The 19,173-nt window shown below is 50.3% G+C and carries 16 protein-coding genes; all 16 read right to left on the bottom strand.

Annotated elements, in window-relative coordinates; all coding sequences use genetic code 11:
• Window positions 1–33 precede the first annotated feature (33 nt).
• On the bottom strand, window positions 34–3,057 hold the full coding sequence (locus tag PRU_RS10920; RefSeq protein ID WP_143040020.1) for a hypothetical protein: 3,024 nt from the start codon (window positions 3,055–3,057) through the stop codon (window positions 34–36).
• A 41-nt stretch (window positions 3,058–3,098) separates the two neighbouring features.
• Window positions 3,099–3,647 (bottom strand): hypothetical protein, encoded by a 549-nt coding sequence (locus PRU_RS15405; protein WP_013064547.1) that lies wholly within the window; start codon window positions 3,645–3,647, stop codon window positions 3,099–3,101.
• Between the two features lie 556 nt (window positions 3,648–4,203).
• A complete protein-coding gene (locus PRU_RS10930; protein ID WP_013063426.1) occupies window positions 4,204–5,820 on the bottom strand; it encodes an ABC transporter ATP-binding protein in 1,617 nt (538 codons plus the stop codon).
• A 36-nt stretch (window positions 5,821–5,856) separates the two neighbouring features.
• Window positions 5,857–6,126, bottom strand: a complete 270-nt coding sequence (locus tag PRU_RS10935; protein ID WP_013065410.1) for a PqqD family protein — start codon at window positions 6,124–6,126, stop codon at window positions 5,857–5,859.
• Window positions 6,127–6,163: 37 nt separating this feature from the next.
• Window positions 6,164–6,601 (bottom strand): S24/S26 family peptidase, encoded by a 438-nt coding sequence (locus PRU_RS10940; protein WP_013064460.1) that lies wholly within the window; start codon window positions 6,599–6,601, stop codon window positions 6,164–6,166.
• A gap of 21 nt (window positions 6,602–6,622) precedes the next feature.
• Complete coding sequence (locus tag PRU_RS10945; protein ID WP_013064372.1) at window positions 6,623–7,477, bottom strand: hypothetical protein; 855 nt, start codon at window positions 7,475–7,477, stop codon at window positions 6,623–6,625.
• Entirely contained in the window at window positions 7,468–8,565 is a 1,098-nt protein-coding gene (locus PRU_RS10950) for a nucleotidyltransferase domain-containing protein (RefSeq protein WP_013063163.1), read from the bottom strand. The genes PRU_RS10945 and PRU_RS10950 overlap by 10 nt, the downstream gene beginning before the upstream one ends.
• Before the next feature lie 83 nt (window positions 8,566–8,648).
• Entirely contained in the window at window positions 8,649–11,153 is a 2,505-nt protein-coding gene (locus tag PRU_RS10955) for a TonB-dependent receptor (protein WP_013065285.1), read from the bottom strand.
• Window positions 11,150–12,040 (bottom strand): GLPGLI family protein, encoded by an 891-nt coding sequence (locus tag PRU_RS10960; RefSeq protein ID WP_074683580.1) that lies wholly within the window; start codon window positions 12,038–12,040, stop codon window positions 11,150–11,152. The genes PRU_RS10955 and PRU_RS10960 overlap by 4 nt, the downstream gene beginning before the upstream one ends.
• 24 nt (window positions 12,041–12,064) lie before the next feature.
• The gene (locus PRU_RS10965; protein ID WP_143040018.1) at window positions 12,065–13,297 is read right to left on the bottom strand and encodes a tetratricopeptide repeat protein; all 1,233 of its coding nucleotides are present in this window, start codon (window positions 13,295–13,297) and stop codon (window positions 12,065–12,067) included.
• Between the two features lie 13 nt (window positions 13,298–13,310).
• Entirely contained in the window at window positions 13,311–14,921 is a 1,611-nt protein-coding gene (locus PRU_RS10970) for a M56 family metallopeptidase (protein WP_049769152.1), read from the bottom strand.
• A gap of 28 nt (window positions 14,922–14,949) precedes the next feature.
• Window positions 14,950–15,309 carry a BlaI/MecI/CopY family transcriptional regulator gene (locus tag PRU_RS10975; RefSeq protein WP_013063741.1) on the bottom strand — a complete coding sequence of 120 codons (360 nt, stop codon included), beginning with the start codon at window positions 15,307–15,309 and terminating at the stop codon, window positions 14,950–14,952.
• A gap of 220 nt (window positions 15,310–15,529) precedes the next feature.
• Entirely contained in the window at window positions 15,530–15,835 is a 306-nt protein-coding gene (gene rpsJ, locus PRU_RS10980) for a 30S ribosomal protein S10 (protein WP_013064715.1), read from the bottom strand.
• An 81-nt stretch (window positions 15,836–15,916) separates the two neighbouring features.
• Complete coding sequence (fusA, locus tag PRU_RS10985; RefSeq protein ID WP_013063203.1) at window positions 15,917–18,043, bottom strand: elongation factor G; 2,127 nt, start codon at window positions 18,041–18,043, stop codon at window positions 15,917–15,919.
• A gap of 34 nt (window positions 18,044–18,077) precedes the next feature.
• A complete protein-coding gene (gene rpsG / locus PRU_RS10990; RefSeq protein WP_013063135.1) occupies window positions 18,078–18,554 on the bottom strand; it encodes a 30S ribosomal protein S7 in 477 nt (158 codons plus the stop codon).
• 156 nt (window positions 18,555–18,710) lie between these two features.
• Window positions 18,711–19,091 (bottom strand): 30S ribosomal protein S12, encoded by a 381-nt coding sequence (rpsL, locus tag PRU_RS10995; RefSeq protein ID WP_013063973.1) that lies wholly within the window; start codon window positions 19,089–19,091, stop codon window positions 18,711–18,713.
• Between the last annotated feature and the right edge of the window lie 82 nt (window positions 19,092–19,173).

The following is a 19,173-nucleotide window of genomic DNA, read 5'->3' on the forward strand; positions in this document are numbered from 1 at the left end:
TTGTTCTACAAAGTTGTTGATGTCGCCAGTGGCTTATTCTAAATAGTCTTCATAATCGGGTATCTCTTCGGGCGGGGTGGAGCGAAGGTATTTCGATTGTTCCGTGGCCTCGACGTTGGTGGCACTGTAGCCCGCCTCAAGCTCGATGACGATTGTGGAGCCCTGGCTGAGGTCCTGGCCGTTGCCGGTATAGGGCTGGCCGTCGACGCTGACTATCTTGAAATGCTCGGGCAGGGTGAGCACGAGGCCATTGTTGCCGCCAGTGCCATCGCCCGTCCACATTAGGTAGCACGACGTGGGGCGAATCTTCGCGCCGCTCTTCACTCTCACGAAGTCGCCGGCCACGACGAGTTGTTCGTCCACCTCCTTGGTCGCTCCTGCGAAGCCGTACACCTTGCCGATTTCTTCGGAGTTCTCGCTGTCGCTCCAGTAGCGAGGCTGGTAGGTGCCTTTGAAATTCCATTTGTTCCACGAATATGTGCCATCACTGCCGTCGTACTCGGTCTGCTTGTTACCGCGTTCGTAACCCTCAGTGAAGATATCGAAGCCTTGGTAGTAGTCGTCCCCATTAGTGAAGTAGAGGAATTTAGCGTCCGCACTAGGCATGAAGAGATACGGCGTGTTGGCCTTCATCGTGGTCTCAGTCGTTTCGTTAGAGCCTTCCACGCCCACTTCCTTCATCACGGCAATCCAGAAGTTAAATGGCACTTCCTCAATGCCTGCGAACTCGTAGAACTTTCCTTCCATAATGTTGTCATATTCACCCCGCCTGATATCGTTCTTCGTGAAGTCGAACGGCAGCATGATGGTCACGGCCTTGTCTCTGGTGAACGGACGGTTGTAACGCAGGTAATTTGTCCTCTGTTTCGTCTTGACATCCTTGATGCCGAGCGGCATGTCATCGTACTCGATGATATAGCTCTTCTCCCCGCTGTAGCTGTACGTCTCCACCAGGTCACCGTATGTCGGCGTATAGTACTTGCCGTCGAAGACCATGGTGTGGCCATAGACCTTCAGGAAGCCGTGGTCGGTCGGAGTGCCAAAGTGGGCGAAATTGTCGGGAACGTCGGCCGATTCCACAGCGGGCGAGCCTTGCTTCAGACCGCGTGTGCCGACGTAGAAGCAGTTGGTCAGTTTACCCTCACCATAGCCGTTGCTGCGGTGGAAGAAGGTGCTGTTCCTGTCGTTGTCATATCCCCACAGCAGTTCGCACATGTTGCCATTGTTGTCGTACTGGCCGTGCAGGAAGAGGCAGTCGGTGAGGTCAACATACGCATACTGCGACATGGCACCGACGAATCCGCCGCAGCCGTAGGTCTGATTCCAGGTGTTCGAGTTACAGATGAGTCCGTCGAACACGCAGCCCGTGATGTGGCATTGGTTGTATTGCGAACTCAGAAGACCCACGAATCCGCCGTGCTCCGCTTCACCGTTGATGGTGCTGCTGATTTGGGTGCTGACGCGGCAGTTCTCAATGGTGAGGTTGCTGCTGGCAGAACCTACCAGACCGCCCATGTAGTGCCAAATACCGCCATCAATCTGTCCCGTTGCATGCAGGTTGCGGATGGTAGCGCCGTTAGTGATGCGGAACGGAGCGCAATTAGGCCTATCAGCGGTGTAGTTGAAAGTCAGCGTATGGCCGTCGCCGTCGAACGTTCCTTTGAACGCGTATTTTCCGCTACCCGCCATCGTTGTCACGGTGATGTCGTCGCCCAGCACCACGGTCTTGCCACTGAAACCGTTCAAATCAGCATCGACATCCATGCGCTGACAGAAGTAGTTCCAGCCATCGGCAGTCTTGATGGTGTAGGTGTCGCCGCTCTGAGTGATGTTGTTTTCATTCAGCGGATACGTGAACGTAGCGCTGAGGTTCACGTCCTCTGCGGGCATGTTGAACGTGTAGGTGTTTCCGCTTTGCGTGTAGGCGATGTTGTTGCCCGACGTCGCGCCCGTCAGGGTCAGTCCTTCAAGACTCTCATCCATCTGTTGCGTGTAAGTGATGGTCATCGCTTCGCCCTCCAAAGCCGAACTCTTGCTCAGGCTGAACTGCGAGTAGGTGTTGTTGACATTGAATCCGGCCAAGATGCTGAAATTTGTGGTCAGCATGTATGGATGCTCGTTATCGCTGTTGATGATGATGGTAACGGTGACGGTGTAGTCGCCTATTAAATTTGGTGCTGTACCACTACTTTCTGACGTAGCGTTGTTCGTGTAACTATAGGTAGTTTTAATATCGGTAATGCCCGTCTCTGCCGAGAAATCCGTCAAGTTAAGTGTGGCACTATGTCTTTGGTTGTCAAATGAAGCATCGTTGGCGGTGAGCATCAGTGTGGACTTGCGACTCGTGCCGAGGTTGCAATTGTGGTATTGGCTGGTCTGATTGCACGTGGCGGTCAGTGTATTGCCGCTGGCACTGAACGTAAACGTATGTCCGGGGTCGGAAGTATCCTCCACCTCAACATCGTAGGTAATGGCAATAATGCCATCCTTAAAACTGAAGTCTCCTGAAGCGTCATCTCTTGCGCTGGAAAACATTATTTTCAATGGATTCGGAGCGCTGACAGCCACACTGCCCTCAAAAGTTGCGGAATTAGAATAATCATAGTTGTTGTTCGACGGGAAATCGTAGTCGTTGGTGGTTCCTTGCAGATGCAGCAATGTTGAAGTGTTGTTCTTATCAAGGCCAATGTACATTTGCATATCACTATCGTAGAACCTGAAATTAGTGAGTACCACGCTTTTCACGGTTCCTTCTAAGTTAGGAAACTCAATGACACCTCCGCACTCAATTACACTGGCACGAAAGGTTGTAGTTTTTTTATTGGGTCTACAGTAGATATTATTGTTTGACGGGTCATTGTTAGACCAATGCAAGGTCTTTCCACTGCTTACCAACGTCCAGTCGTCTTGCACCGACGTATTACCCGATGCGCCGCCGTCCATATAGAACGTCACGGTTCTTGTCTCCGTCACAGCCCACGCCGTCTGCGCCATCGTGAGCATCGCGGCGAGGGTGAGGATGAGGATGAGATTGAATTTCTGTCTTGTCGTTCTCATTTTCTTTTTAATTGTTTATGTTTAATGGTTTAACTTTATTACTATCTCAGTTTGCCTTTGCCATCCAGATATTTGGTGAAGGTCTCCCACTGCACGGCGTTCTTCTTGATATTGGCCTGCGTGCGCTCGTCGTCGATGAACTGGGCAGGATAGCAGTCGTGCAGGTAGTAGCGGGGATTGTCGGCATCCTCGCCAATCATGGAATAGTGCAGCACGAGGTCGTAGAATATGCGACTGTCTATGTCGGATACGAAGCGGCTGACCTCGAACAGTACGTCCTCGCCGAGGTGGAACTCCAGCTTTTCTTTATTATAGTTCTTCATCAGTTTCGTGTAAAGCTGCTCGTCCTGCTTCTTGAAGCGGATTTCGCGGGTGCTGACGTTGAACCACTCTATGTCGTCCTCGGTAAAGAGGGTGTCGATGGCGGCGGTCGCGCCCCTTGTGTCACCGCCCGCCTCGCAGACGAAGAACCTAGTCTGCTCTACGGGGTCTGTCGTAAACGGTTCTTCCTGCTCGTTCTTGCCGCATGACGCGATGAAGATGGCAGCAACCATCACGAAGATGTTTCTACAGAAAGTCAGATTTTTCATTATCGTTTATGCTTTATGGTTTAACTTTATTTGTCTCGTGGGGTATAAAACACAGCGGCTTGCCCTGCATTCGTGCAGAGCAAGCCGTATATCGCCATTGCGCGCCGACACAAGTGTCGTCGCTCAATGTATTTTTAGCCTCTATAGAAGTATAGTGAGTGAGTGAGTGAGTGAGTGAGTGAGTGAGTGAGTGAGTGAGTGAGTGAGTGAGTGAGTGAGTGAGTGAGTGAGTTAACGAATTATTTGACATGGCCAAACAATTCGCGTTAAACATTGTTACAAACACGCATTTACACATCATCTGTTGATAATAAAGATTCTAATGTTTCATAAAACGAGTGCAAAGGTAACACTTTTTATCGAAACCACCAACAATAATGAATAATAATTTTATATTTACCTAACAATAATCGCTGGAATCAACTTCTCAGGTATTGTTTACACAATCCGCTATCATACGCACAGAAATGTTCACATCTGTTTTCATCTCCTCAGGGCGAGAAATAGCATAATGACAATTAGGACATTGTATCTGTTTTTCCAAATATGCGCACATTCAGCTGTGGCTGGCAAATTGTTTTTTTTCATTTTCTATCAATACTATATCATCACATAGTTCGCAGACTGTCGACCTATGTGTTATGAAGATCATAGTTTTCTGAGGTAAAGCTGTAAATATCCGGTGGTACAGATCTTTTTCAGTAGATTCGTCGAGCGAGCTGCTTATCTCGTCGAGCAGCAGTATGTCGCCATCATGCAGCAAGCCACGGGCAATGGCTATGCGCTGGGCCTGCCCCTCGCTCAGGCCGCAGCCACGTTCACCCAGTTCGGTATCAAGACCATCCTCCAGATCGAACACAAAGTCGGCACAGGCGGTATGCAGCACCTGGCGCAACTCGTCGTCGGTAGCCGTGGGCTTGGCCAACTGCAGATTGTAGCGGATGGTGCCGCTCATCAGGGTGTTGCCCTGCGGCACGTAACAGATGTTACCACCTACCTCTACCCGTCCGCTGGTGGGCTGGATAAAGCCGAGTATCAAGCGGAACAGGGTGGTTTTACCAATACCCGTCTGCCCCATGATAGCCGTCTTGGTGCCAGGGGCAAACTGGTGCGTAAAATGCTGTAATATCTCGCTGTCGCCATTGGCATAGCGGAAGCTCACGTCATCAAGCCTTACCATTTTATTTGGCACGGAGTTACACGGATTATCACGGATTTCTTTTTTGTCCTGAACAGACAGTTCCTCTAACCTATCGATACTGGCGGTGCAGTGTATCACCGTGGGCACCATGTTAAGCAGTTGCAGAATGGGGTGCTGAATCATACCTACCAGCTGCAGGAACGAGGTCATGACACCAAAGGTGATGGTGCCATTACGCAAAGAAATGCCACCCCATACGAATGCCAACAGATAGCCCAGGCCGAACACACAGCCCATCACAATCCTCATGGCCACGGTGAACCGCATTCGACGCATCACATTGCCTTTCAATCGCTGCTGCATCGACTCCAAACGATCGGTAACCCACTGCTCTGAGCCCAGCGAGCGCAGCACGGCATTGTGCTCCATGCTCTCTTGCACCTGCATCTGTATGCGACTCTCGTCTTCGCGGATATCGAGCGTCATCTTACGCAAACGGCGGGATATCAGCTTACCAAACACAATGGCCATAGGCGTGAGCAACAGCAATGCCCAGGCCAGACGAGCGTCGAACCAACGCATGAGCAGGAAAGCACCACACAGCTGTATAAAGGTGATGGCTATCTGGGGGATGGTGTCGGTACACACGCTGCTAATGGTCTCGATGTCCTTGACCAGTCGCGAGGTAACATCGCCCGAGTGCAGCTCTTGTTCGGTATATAGCTGACGGCGGAACAGACTGCTGAAGATACGCAGGCGCAGGGCATTGGATTGATGTACGCCTGCCGTAGTGGTGAGCCAGTAGCCCACCTGACGGAGTGCCACGCCACCCAATACGGTGAGTACCAACAGTAGCACCATACGCAGCACATCGTCGGCCGTGCCTGTACGGATGGTTTCGTCGATGAACTTACGACTGAGCCATACCATCAGCAGGCCAAGTGCCACCTGACCGATACCCGTCACGATACGCACCACCGTATTAAAGCGGATACCACGCGAGTGATGCCATAGCCACGCGATGTAGTTCATATTTTTTTAGGCACGAATTACGCGAATTACACGAATTTATTCCACCACACCAACGTTTTGCCATTCGTCGAGGATGGCAGCCACATCGGTTTTGGCCTCATCGACTGAAACTTCGTATTCGTCGCAGAGTTTCTGGGCGAGGGTGTCGATGGTGAAACCGTCCATAGCCACAGCCTGCTGCCACAGCCAGGCGGCTGTCTCGTTCAGCGCCAGCATCTTACCAAAGTTAATGGCGCCAAGGCCCTCGCCTACTATCACATTCTCGCCGCACACCTGGCGCAGCACAAATCCCTTTTTTATCTTCATGTTTAATGTTTAATCTTTAATGTTTAATGTTTAATCTTTAATCTTTAATGTTCAATCTCCTAAGTATGGCCAGCAAGTACCGGCGGATGGGGCGCAGATGCCACCACAGGCGGGCAGCACGACAGCGCCACGGGGTGTACAGATCGTGCATCTGCTCGTTAGCACCCACCACATGGGTAGCCACAGCCTTTACATCCTGCAGCGTACAACGCTCGGTGCCTACCAGATTGCCGTCGCCCATCAATATGACGTTACGGCCATCAAAAAGTATAATCCTGTGCACCACATATCTGCTATTATCAACCCAAGCCAGCACCACATCGCCAACCTTCAGCTTATCGGGCTTCTGTAGAACCACACTCTCCTTACCACCGATGATAAACGGCAGCATGCTGTGGCCATTCACGGGCAGTGTCACGCTCACTCCTTCCCTCACCAGCCGGATGGCTTCCTCTATGATCTCATGATCCGTCACAATTATTTCATTTTTACATTATTACATTTTTACATTGCTCCAGCACAACCGTGCTGCGGCCTCGTCGGGCAGACACTCCAGGTGCCACATGGGCACTTGCATGGCCAGGTTGTTCTCGGTGGCATGCAGACCATCGGCTATACGTGCGTCCCAGCGCTTGCCACTGATGCTGGGCACCAGGGCTGCATAGGCCTGCAGTCCGCCTAATGGCTGTATCTTATTGTAAGGCGCCTGACTGAGCATCACGATACCCCCCAAGGGATAGCGCACGTTACGATAGCAGGGTGTTTTGCCGCTCCAGGGCGAGCCGAAGACCGTAGCCGCGCCATCCGCACCAATACGTACCACGGGATTATCATCGTTAACCAGTTCGGTGCCATCGATATACTGTAGCCACAGGCGGGCATGTGTACTCTTACCCGTGCCGCTGGGGCCCAGGAACATATAGCCCTTATCCTGATAGCTCACGATAGCCGCATGGAACAGCGCCGTGCACTTATCGGCCGTTACCAGGGCAAACATAATCATCAAGGCGTTATCGATAGCCATTTTTACGTGATGGGCAGTCATTATCAGTCGGCCCTCACTATAGTCGGCCTTGCAAACCAGCCAACCGGCATTTACGCCAAACCAACCAAACTGGAACACCATCTGACCAGTAGCGGTATGACCGCAGATAATGATCTGTTCATTATCTTCCTGTCGCAGTTCCTCGGTATAGGCGGGTGCATCGCCGCTGGTAATATCCAAGGTAAACAGCACGTCGCCTTCGGCACAGGCAAACGGCTCATAGTTGGTCATGAGCGATAAACAAGCCTCATCGCCACGCACGCAGAACCGATGTTCTGCCACTTCATAATATCTGGTTATACACATTCCGGATAGTCTCTTAATGATATACTTCTGAGTCGAATACGTATGTGCAACGTACGCACGATACGTTTCCAATAGAACAGCTCTTGCCACAGTATCTCGGAGGCGTTAAACCGCATCAGCTGCAATCGGCGACGTTTGCTCTGTGCAACCCTGCGCCACACCCCCAGCTGTGTGCGTTTGGCATAACGTCCGAAGTTGCCACCAGCCATGATTTCGCGCAGCATCCACTCGCCACGATAGCTACCTGGTTTACAAAGCATCTGTTCCTTTGGCAGGTGCAGCACCTCAGCCAGCACCCACATCAGGGCACCTGCCGCATGAAGCAAGCCCAAACGACGTAACTGAGCACTCACACACTGCCTGTCGTCGTCGGTAGCATTCTGCAGCAGCCAATAATAATCGCACACCTGGCGCAGCCCTACCCCTTCGCCTAAGAAATGGCGCTGTATGTGTGCCAACTGCATGACCAGGGCGAACCTTACCGATGGTACATAAAAACCTTCGGGCGAAAGCTCGGTATGCTGTATCTCTTGCTCCAGCCATTGCTGCAAGCGGCGATTGGTGATAGGACTGAAATGGCCCGATGACGGACGGAAATGTATCTCAACCTCAACCCCTTTCTCGTTCTTGGGCAGATGGGCATGGTGGTACGCTACAATAGCCTCGCCATCAATGAGTGCCAACACACTCTCACGACCGCCCTCTACCCAGATATCGATATCGCCAGGCTGGCGGGCATATTTTTCGGGATAGAGGCGCGCGTTGGCCTGACCTTTCAGTATCGCCGTCTGGCGCCCTTTCTCTGAAAACTCCCGTGTGAGTCTGGCCGCCTCCTGATAGAGCAGTTCGTTCAGTCCCTTTATCGTCTCGGCCTCGCAAGTCCACTGCATAGCTATATCTACAGGTAGCTGTTGCTTACCCGACAACTGGCAAACGCCTTGGTAGCAAACGCCTACGAGCGACTGGCGCACAGCCATCTGATACAGCCATCGCCAGTCATCGGCATTCACGCCATCAGGAAACTCCTGCGACAGTCCTAACGACAGGCGCAGCAGCTGATAGAATAGTTCGTTATCGCGTAGAATCATACTTCAATGTTAAAGCAACATGGCGTTTGCGCCGCAAAGGTAATACTTTTCTACAACATTCAGTACATTCTACAGGAAAAAATTTACAATGAGAACTCGGCGGAGAGGATGAGTTCGCGGGGACGGAGGAGGTAGCTGGTGGTTGAGGTGGCGATACCAGTGTAGATGGTCTCCTCGTAGGCTTGCTTGTTGAACAGGTTGTTGAGAGCGGCCTTCAGGCGGACAGTCTTCAATCGCCAGGTTACCGAGGCATCGCTGAGCAGGGTGTTCAGGGTGTTGCCGGCTTGCAGCTCGTTGCGGTGATGCACAAACTTCCAAGAGAGATCAACCTTGCCGATAGTGGAAGTGAGCACCAGCTGCTGGCGCCAATTGAACAGCGTGGTATGCGAACTGCCAGCCGTTTTGTTGCCATTGAGCGAGAAACTGGCACTGTAGTCGAACTCGCACCAATCGGGCGACACGATGATACCCGGCGTAAGCGTAAGCGACTGGGTGGTATAACTGTACCACTCACCTGCCGACAGCTGGCGACCTTTGCTTAACGAGCCATTCACACCCAGGCTCAACTTGGTCTTGATGGCATAGAAGCCTTTCTGTATGCTGGCACCGCCACTCAGAAAGTCGTTCTGACTGTGGAGTTCCTTCAGGGTGTAGTAATAGCAGCCATCGATAATCTGCATATCGTTGGTGGTGTTGTTCCAACTGCGCTGCACCGTGAGGTTGACAGTGGCAAAAAGCTCACGGATAGGACGTTTGTACCGATAGCCCAACGTGGCATAAACCTGACGGTTGACAGGTATCAAGTCGGCTGCTTTGTACCACGTGCGATAATCACGGCGATAACTGTCGAGAGCATAGTTCTGCATACCACCCATTGTTTGTACGTAGGCACTACCGAGATGAATTTCGGAACGGGTATCAGGATTCCAATAAGCAGAGAGCACGGGATGCAGATAGAACATAGACTGCTGCTGACGCACGTAACGCTGGAAAGTAAGCGTGGGCGATAGCGAGAGCGTGAATTTATCGGTGCGATACTGCCAGCGGGGACGCGCCTCGATGATGAGGTGCAGGTTATCGGTGTGGTTTACATACACATCCTCGCCCTCGACAAACAGGTTGTAGGTATGTGTTATCTTACCAGCCTTACGCTGCCAGCCCAGCAGGTGGGCGGTATGCCAGAGGTTGGTGCGCAGGCGATTTCGATCGGCATCGAGATAGAGGTCGCCCACACTATGATGGTAGTCGAGGACAGATTTCCAGGTGAGCTGTGCCCCACTCTTTAACGAATACATACGATACAGCGAGCCCTCGAGAGCGAGCTGCGGCACACGGATGCGCTGCAAAGGTTCATTAGTGCCGAATAGAGACAGACCGTCGCCCTGCGTAGCACCGATGCTGAGCATCTCGTTGCCATAGGCTTTTTCGGTATTCACCTTACGCTCTACCTCAGCCGAGAAGTTATCGGTGATAATGGTCTTCTGCTGCTGTTCGGTGGTAATGGTGGGTGCCTCGCCATCAAGATAGTAGGCCGTACGGTTCTCGGTGGATTGTCGTACCACACTACGGTCGTACTGGGCAGCCACGCGCAGTTCGCCATCATTCTTTGTTTTCCTGACGCTGTTGATGCCATAGCGCTGCGAGGTATTGAAACGCAGGCGCTCCTCGTCGAGTGGTGCCGAGAGCGATGGCACACTGTACCACGAGGGGATGTGACCACCATCGAGACGATTGTAATTACCACCCAGAATCTGATACGACTCACTGAGGTCGATGCCCTTGCGGTCGTAGGCCACATCGTACATCAGCTGTTTCTTCTTACCTATCTGTCGGATATTGGCCGTACCGCCCACATGCGTGGGATCGCCTACCAACAAGTAGGGTATCAGCGTGGCCATCAACCGATCGCGAGCCTCGTCCTTCAGGGTAACGTTCATACCCACATCTTCGGTATAAACCTTATCACGCAAGGCCTTGATAGGCTGGTCGTGCTCTACAATCTCAGCTTTCTCCACATCCTTGGCACGGATATTCTCTGTGAGCTGGTTATAACGGCCACCCGTGAGATCGAGTCCTTCGACGGTGAAGCGCTTTACCTGTTGGTTATTATAGTATATCTTGCCGTTCGATGCCACATCCACGCCTGGCAGTTTTTTCAGCACATCCTTCAGAGAGTTGTCGCGGTCGCTGGTAAAACGCGTCAGGTCGAAGGTGATAGTGTCGCGGCCCGTGATACGACTGCCCTGTACCTTTACCTCTTTCAAGGCGAAGGCCTCGGATGGCAATGAGAGTACAACAGGCTTGTTGGCGTTTTTCATGGGCACGCCACGCCTGCGTTTGCCAAAGCCGAGCATGGTGGCCTGCACCTGGTCGCCCATGGCAACCTGATCGACCGTGATGGCAAACTCGCCATCAGCATTGGTCCGGGCAAACTTAACGGTCTTACCCTTACGCAGGTACATCACACTGGCACTGACCAACCGCTCGTGGGTGGCAGAATCCTCGACTACGCCATGCACCGTTACCTGTGCAGAGGCGCCAAGCGCCTGCATCAGCAACAGCATCAACAGAATGACACCGTTTTTCACTGCAGCTCAATGAGATTAAACTTGGGGCGATCAATCTTATCGAGTTTCGAGCCGTCGGAGTTCATGATCACAATCTTAGCCCCAGTGCCCGCCATCTGTTTGAGCACATCGTTCGGATCGTAGCTCTCCTTCAAACGTCGGAAGTCTTTCTGACTCACTTTCTCACGTTTCGCCTTGATGAGGGTAATAGGTTCGCCCTCGGGCTGCTCCATGCCCTGTCCGTCAAAGATGAACTGACGACTGCTATCATAGGCCCTCAGAATGAGACCTGGCAGACCGCGCAGTTTCCACGGTCCCTCGTCGAGGGGGATATCCTCGGTGTACCAGGCATACCACTGGCGGCCCTTGAAATGGGTGGTAGCCAACTGACAGGTATAACCCATGATATCAGCCGTAGAATCGGGCAGTACGGTCCATTCGGGTGTTTCCATCTTCTCCTCAATCTGACACTTTGCCTCACCCGCCACATCTAACATCAAGGTTTTACCTTTCTCTGGATAGTTCTTATAGAACTCCATCGACAGGATACCAGCCTTGGGCAAGTCTCTCAGGTCAAAATCCCCCTTTTCTATCTTCTCACGCATCAACTTCATGCGAACCGCAGCCGAATAGCTGTAGAACTTCGACACGCCATCGGCACTGATATCAAGACGCATCTCATCGTCGCGATATTTATAAGGTTTGGTAAGCGTATCGTTAACCGCCTTAGATTGATAGGTGATACGATAGGTTGTATTAGCAACTGCCAATGTATCGTTCTTACCCTTCTTCTTAGCCTCCTTGGCTGGCATTTTCATCTGGCTCTTATCAATCACCATGCCACCAATCTGCTGTGCCTGCGCCATCATACTGAAAGCCAGCAGGACAGAAATCATGAATATTCTCATTGTTTATAACAGTTTTTTAAGTTATTATTTTTTTCTTGCTTTGAATTTCTCGCGTAGGTCATAGACACGCAGCATCTCCTTGGCTTTCTCTATCATCTCAGATAGCTTTTCGGTTGGTTTGTCAACTTCGGCGGCCTTCTCAACAAACTGCTGATAATAGGCTTTGCCCTGCTCCTCATCCTTTAACAGATAGGCATAGGCATTAGCGATGTTATAGTAAGTGGCTACCGATGAGGGATTATACAACAGGTGCTCCTTCCAAGCGGCTATGGCCTCTTCGTATTTATGAGTGAGGTAATAGCCCTCACCCTCCGACAAGGTGATTGCTTTCATGATGGTAGTATCAGGAAGCATCAGTTCCTTAGCTAAAGACAGATAGTTCAGTCCTTCGGGATAGCGCTGGGTATCAACACACACCACGCCCAAGCGATAGGCACAGCCGGCGTGCTTCATGCCGCTCAGGAGAAAAGCCATCTGCAGGTACTTATAAGCCTGTTCCAGACTGTCGATACACGAACAACTCATGCCGGCCGAATAGAGGGTATTGAAGGTAGAGTCGCCCTGAGCTAACAGGCGTTCATACATCAGCGACGACTTGCCGAACTGGCGATCCATAAAGTAGGCATCGGCCAAGGCACGATTCACCTCAACGTTAGTAGAGTCAACACCAAAGTACTGCTGTCCGCACTTGATGCCGTTTTGTGGTTGTTCCAACTGCGCATATGCCAAGGTGAGTCCTGCCACCATCTCCCCATCCATAGGGAAACGCGCCAACAACTGACTTGTCCAAAACACATAAGAGTCCAGATCACTCTGTTTCTTATAGCTCTGAGCCAACTGGCGGAAAGACTCGTGCGAGAGACTATCCTCTGGAATCGTCTTAAGCAATTCTATTACCTGGCGATAGTTAGCACGCTTGTAGTAGCAGTCTGCCAGTTTCATCTGGACAGCACAGTCAACTATCGCACTCTGTTCGGCAGAATGCTTGAGACGCTCGATGATTTCATTTTGCTTCTCCTTTGGCAACTTATTCAGTTGCTTAAGGGGAAGGGCTAGGTTTTCTACTGCCTTCTCCCGGCTTTTTTTCTTGGCCAAGTCATAAGCTTTCTGATAGTGTTTCAGAGCTTCGAAGGTGTTATACTGCTGCATACAGCTGTCGCCAACCTGTAGGCAGATGGTAAGCGAGTCGATAACCTCGCCCTTGGCGGGAGAAACCGCCAAGAGGACGAGGGTTACAATAGACAAAACTATTTTCATTATAGAGAGAGAATTATTTCTTTGTAGTAATAAGAATGACGCCATCCTTGGCCTTTTCGCCATATTTCTCAATGGCTGTTTTCTCCTTCAGCACATTCATGTGGTCGATAGACTTAGGATCCAACTTACCCACTTCCTCAAGCGTCATCTCCTTACCATCTACATAGATTAAGGGCCTTTCAGAACGCTGCTCATTGAGTCCTTTTCTGCCAGCCTCGTAACCTGCCGCATAGGCAACTAACTTCTCTGCGAGAGCATCTTTAGAAGGACCATACTGAAGACGGAAGTTCAAGGGAACGGTGTATTTCACACGAACCGCTTCACCATCCTGTCTGCCAGGTATCCACTTGGGCATAGAACCTACAACACGGAGGGCTTCAGCATCGAGAGAGGGTGCGACAGACTTTTTAACCTGCGGCTCTGATACTCTGCCATCCTTCTCTACTACAAAGGAAACGATGACACGCCCCTGGATATTAGCATTCTCAGCCTCAGCAGGATACTGGATGTTGCTTGCCAGATACTCAAAAAGCTTTGAAGCGCCACCAGGGAATTGCGGCATCTGTTCTGCAACATCGTAAGTCTTGCCAGATGTTGGCTCAACCGTTTCCTCTATAGCTGGTGGCTCGGCAATCTCTGATTTCTTCTCGGCAGTCTCCACTATCTGTAGCACTTTCTTACCACCTATATTAATGACCGTATTCTTCCTGCCTTTTTTGATAGGCATCTGCTTCTGCGGCCGGGTATATTCATAATCGGTTACGGTCTCCGCATTCACTGCAAGCACGGCACCAATGATGGGCAAGAGAGCGAGCAACTTCAACAGACTGCGACGGGGAGATTTAGTATGTAACATCATATTAATTCGGTTTTTGAGGGTACTGTGAGAGATACCGTTAGCAAGGGAGTACCCACCAATGCTTGCGGCTTTTGTGATTAACAGGTATTGATATTGACGCGCATTGATCCCTTGAGAGAGTACTGCACCGTCGGCCTCATATTCGTGGATGGCACGCAGATCACTGCGCAGCATCCAAATGGCGGGATTAAACCACTGGAGGGCGGTGAGAGTATCAACAAAGAGCAGATCCCACGAGTGGTGGTAACGGATATGCCCTCGTTCATGTGTGAGAATAGCCGCATCGTTAGCCAGGTAATCGCTGCGGTTCATCACGATATAATGCATCCAACTGAATGGCGCCAGATCGGGGTTACCGGTCACACAGATCACGGTACCATCAGACTGCGGATACTTTTGACTATGCTTAATGAGTTTTACGATTCTGAACAACGACCAGAGGGTATGACCAAGCGTAGCTGCCATGCCGATGAAGAACAGGACAATGGCCACAGACTGCCAAAGCGGATACATACCGGCATCTGACGATATATCGGCCACAGCCTCAAGGGCGCCAAACGACACACTGGGGGCCGACTCTACCACAACGGTTTTATGCAGGGTGATGACGCACAGCGGCAGTACAAACGATGCCACAGCTGTAGCCAGAAGCACCACGCGATTAACACGGTGGAACGTTTCGCGGGCCAGCAGCACACGGTAGAACATGTAGAATACCGCTAAGATAGCAGCCACCTTGAGGTCGTAGGTCAGAAAATCTATCATTGTACAATTTAGTTATTTACGATTTCGACTATTGGTTCTTTTCTATCTGATCGAGAAGTTCCCGGAGTTCTTCAACAGAAATCTTCTCTTCCTTAACGAAAGCAGACACTGCTGACAGATAGGAGTTATTAAAGTAGTTCTTGATAACACCGGCAATGGATTTACGACCGTACTCAGCCTCGGTGATGAGGGGATAGTACTGATAGGTATTACCAAACTGCTTATGATCAAGATAGCCTTCCTTCTCCAGAATGCGTACCATCGTAGATAGCGTATTGAAGTGCGGGCGCGGTTCATCGTAGTACTCTAAGAGCTCCTTGACGAACATCGGACCGTGCTGCCAATACAAATCCATGATCTCCTTTTCCTTGTTTGTTAACTTTTTCATTTTACTACAGTTTGCTTTAAGTTCGAAAATCAAATTGCGCGTTGTTATCAATATCCGAGTGCAAAGTAACTAAAAGTTTTCGTTACAATCAACTAAAAGCTATAGTTTTTAAACTAAATTAATTAGTTAAGTTTGGTTTTAACGATTATTCAGGCTATCAGAATAAAAAAAACAGCGCATCCTTAGGGATACGCTGCTTTATAATCAGATAAAGATAAAACTATACCTTGATCTCAACCTCAACACCGCTGGGGAGCTCGAGCTTCATCAGAGCGTCAACAGTCTTAGCAGTTGAGCTGTAGATGTCGATCAGACGCTTGTAGTCTGAGAGCTGGAACTGCTCACGAGCCTTCTTGTTAACGAAGGTAGAGCGGTTAACGGTGTAGATACGCTTGTGTGTAGGAAGGGGGATAGGACCGCTGATGATAGCACCTGTGGCCTTAACAGCCTTCACAATCTTCTCGGCTGACTTGTCTACGAGTTTGTGGTCGTAGCTCTTCAGCTTGATACGAATTTTCTGACTCATTGTCGTTTTAATTGTTTAATTGTTATTTAAAAGGGGGTGCTGCTAAAGAGTCATTTGCTCAGCAGCACCCATTTGTTATCTTTATACGAGGTCGGCACGGCCCTTAACCTCCTCCAGAACTGCCTTAGCGATAGAGCTTGACAGAGGAGCGTGGTGATCGTACTCCATTGAGCTGGTAGCACGACCTGAAGTGATGGTACGCAGAGCGGTTACATAACCGAACATCTCTGACAGGGGCACCTGAGCCTTAACAACACGGGCACCGCTGCGAGCCTCTTCCATACCCTCTACCTGGCCACGACGCTTGTTCAGGTCACCGATAACGTCACCCATGTTCTCCTCAGGTGTTACAACCTCGAGCTTCATGATAGGCTCCATCAGTACGGGCTTAGCCTGAGCGCATGCGTTCTTGTATGCCTGCAGAGCAGCGATCTCGAATGAGAGCTGGTCAGAGTCAACGGGGTGGAACGAACCGTCGAGTACAGTTACCTTCAGTGAATCCATTGGGTAACCACCGAGGATACCATTCTTCATAGCGTTCTCGAATCCCTTCTGGATAGATGGGATGAACTCCTTAGGAATGTTACCACCCTTAACCTCGTTAACGAACTGCAGACCGCCGTCCTTAGCGATATCCCAATCGTCGTCAACAGGACCAACGTTTACGATGATATCAGCGAACTTACCGCGACCACCCGACTGCTTCTTGTAAACCTCACGGAGGTTAACAGTCTTGGTGATGGCCTCCTTGTAGTTAACCTGAGGCTTACCCTGGTTACACTCAACCTTGAACTCACGCTTCAGACGGTCGATAATGATATCGAGGTGAAGCTCACCCATACCTGAGATAATGGTCTGACCACTCTGCTCGTCGGTACGAACGGTGAATGTTGGGTCCTCCTCAGCGAGCTTAGCAAGACCGTTGTCGAGCTTAGCAACGTCGGCCTGAGACTTAGGCTCAACTGCGATAGAGATTACAGTGTCGGGGAAGCTCATTGACTCCAGTACGATAGGTGCATCCTCAGAGCAGAGGGTATCACCAGTACGGATATCCTTGAAACCTACACCTGCGCCGATATCACCAGCGTCGATGCTCTCCATAGGAATTTCCTTGTTTGAGTTCATCTGGAACAGACGGCTGATACGCTCCTTCTTACCCGAACGTGGGTTGTAAACGTATGATCCGGCAGTGATCTTACCAGAGTAAACGCGGAAGAATACCAGACGGCCCATGTATGGGTCGGTAGCAATCTTAAAGGCCAGAGCCGATGTAGGCTCGTCCTCAGAAGGCTTACGATCCTCTTCCTCATCGGTATCAGGGTTGGTACCCTTAATAACCTCTACGTCAACAGGTGCGGGCAGGAATGCACATACGTAGTCGAGCAGAGGCTGCACACCCTTGTTCTTATAAGAAGAACCGAGCAGCATAGGAGTACACTGCATTGAGATAGTACCCTTACGGATAGCAGCGATGATCTCGTCCTCAGTGATTGAGTTAGGATCGTCGAAGTACTTCTCCATCAGAGCCTCGTCGTACTCAGCAGCAGCCTCAAGCAGCTTGTTACGCCACTCGTCGCACTCAGCCTCCAGGTCGGCGGGGATATCCTCAACATCGTACTCAGCACCCATGGTCTCATCGTGCCACAGGATAGCCTTCATCTTGATCAGGTCAACCAGACCCTTGAAGTTCTCCTCAGCACCGATGGGCACCTGGATAACAACAGGGTTAGCACCCAGGATGTCCTTCATCTGCTGAACAGTCTCGAAGAAGTCAGCACCTGAACGGTCCATCTTATTAACGTAACCGATACGAGGTACGTTGTACTTGTCGGCCTGGCGCCATACAGTCTCTGACTGAGGCTGAACACCGTCGGCAGCTGAGTAAGTAGCAACAGCACCATCCAGTACACGGAGTGAACGCTCTACCTCAGCGGTAAAGTCAACGTGTCCCGGAGTATCGATCAAGTTGATCTTGAAGTTCTTACCATTCCATGTCCAGTTACAGGTGGTAGCAGCAGATGTGATAGTAATACCACGCTCCTGCTCCTGAGCCATCCAGTCCATGGTAGCAGCTCCATCGTGTACCTCACCAATCTTATGAGTCTTACCTGTATAGAACAGGATACGCTCAGAAGTGGTTGTCTTACCGGCATCGATGTGAGCCATAATACCGATATTTCTTGTTAAATGTAAATCGCGGTTTGCCATTGTTTTGTATCCTTTTAACTTCTTACCTTATTTATTAGAAACGGAAGTGAGCAAATGCGCGGTTAGCCTCGGCCATGCGATGCATATCCTCCTTACGCTTGAAGGCACCACCCTGATTGTTGAAGGCGTCCATGATCTCAGCAGCCAGCTTATCGGCCATTGACTTACCAGAACGCTTACGAGCGAACTGAATCATGTTCTTCATTGAGATACTCTCCTTACGGTCGGGACGGATCTCAGTAGGTACCTGGAAAGTAGCACCACCGATACGGCGGCTCTTTACCTCTACCTGTGGGGTAATGTTGTCGAGAGCCTGCTTCCAGATCTCCAGGGCAGACTTCTCCTCGTTGTTCATTTTGCTCTTCACTGTCTCCAGTGCATTGTAGAAGATCTCATAAGACTTGGTCTTCTTACCATCAAACATCAGGTGGTTTACAAACTTAGACACCTTCTGATCGTTGAATACGGGATCTGGCAGGATCACACGCTTCTTTGGTTTTGCTTTTCTCATTTTGTTTTTGAATTAAAATTCTGCTTGAGGGCTGTTCTTACTTGTTCTTCAACGTCACTTCGCTCGGACATTTACTCAACCTTTATAACATTATCTCCAGCAAAACGGATTAAATTTTTTGTTTCTTTTTGGCCTGACTGACCATCTCCGGTCATTTTACTTCTTAGCCTTTGGACGCTTAGCACCATACTTAGAACGGCGCTGTGTACGGTTAGCTACACCAGCAGTATCAAGAGTACCGCGAACGATGTGGTAACGTACACCTGGCAGGTCCTTTACACGACCACCGCGAACAAGCACGATTGAGTGCTCCTGCAGGTTGTGTCCCTCTCCAGGGATGTAAGAGTTAACTTCCTTCTGATTTGTCAGACGAACACGGGCTACCTTACGCATAGCCGAATTAGGCTTCTTAGGTGTTGTTGTGTAAACACGTACGCAGACACCACGACGCTGAGGACAGTTGTCCAAAGCAGGTGACTTTGACTTGTCAACAATTACCTTTCTGCCTTTTCTTACCAATTGTGAAATTGTAGGCATAATACTTTAATTTTTAATTTATATATATGTTATTTTATTTATAATCAGCGCTTTACACACCCTATCTCGCTTAATAGGGGCG

The organism is Xylanibacter ruminicola 23 (assembly GCF_000025925.1).
GTDB lineage: Bacteria > Bacteroidota > Bacteroidia > Bacteroidales > Bacteroidaceae > Prevotella > Prevotella ruminicola.

Bases quoted from the DNA above. Each gene is read 5' to 3' on its own strand.
- PRU_RS10920 (WP_143040020.1), bottom strand. From the start codon at position 3,057: ATGAGAACGACAAGACAGAAATTCAATCTCATCCTCATCCTCACCCTC.
- PRU_RS15405 (WP_013064547.1), bottom strand. From the start codon at position 3,647: ATGAAAAATCTGACTTTCTGTAGAAACATCTTCGTGATGGTTGCTGCC.
- PRU_RS10930 (WP_013063426.1), bottom strand. From the start codon at position 5,820: ATGAACTACATCGCGTGGCTATGGCATCACTCGCGTGGTATCCGCTTT.
- PRU_RS10935 (WP_013065410.1), bottom strand. From the start codon at position 6,126: ATGAAGATAAAAAAGGGATTTGTGCTGCGCCAGGTGTGCGGCGAGAAT.
- PRU_RS10945 (WP_013064372.1), bottom strand. From the start codon at position 7,477: ATGTGTATAACCAGATATTATGAAGTGGCAGAACATCGGTTCTGCGTG.
- PRU_RS10950 (WP_013063163.1), bottom strand. From the start codon at position 8,565: ATGATTCTACGCGATAACGAACTATTCTATCAGCTGCTGCGCCTGTCG.
- PRU_RS10960 (WP_074683580.1), bottom strand. From the start codon at position 12,040: ATGAGAATATTCATGATTTCTGTCCTGCTGGCTTTCAGTATGATGGCG.
- PRU_RS10965 (WP_143040018.1), bottom strand. From the start codon at position 13,297: ATGAAAATAGTTTTGTCTATTGTAACCCTCGTCCTCTTGGCGGTTTCT.
- PRU_RS10970 (WP_049769152.1), bottom strand. From the start codon at position 14,921: ATGATAGATTTTCTGACCTACGACCTCAAGGTGGCTGCTATCTTAGCG.
- PRU_RS10975 (WP_013063741.1), bottom strand. From the start codon at position 15,309: ATGAAAAAGTTAACAAACAAGGAAAAGGAGATCATGGATTTGTATTGG.
- rpsJ (WP_013064715.1), bottom strand. From the start codon at position 15,835: ATGAGTCAGAAAATTCGTATCAAGCTGAAGAGCTACGACCACAAACTC.
- fusA (WP_013063203.1), bottom strand. From the start codon at position 18,043: ATGGCAAACCGCGATTTACATTTAACAAGAAATATCGGTATTATGGCT.
- rpsG (WP_013063135.1), bottom strand. From the start codon at position 18,554: ATGAGAAAAGCAAAACCAAAGAAGCGTGTGATCCTGCCAGATCCCGTA.
- rpsL (WP_013063973.1), bottom strand. From the start codon at position 19,091: ATGCCTACAATTTCACAATTGGTAAGAAAAGGCAGAAAGGTAATTGTT.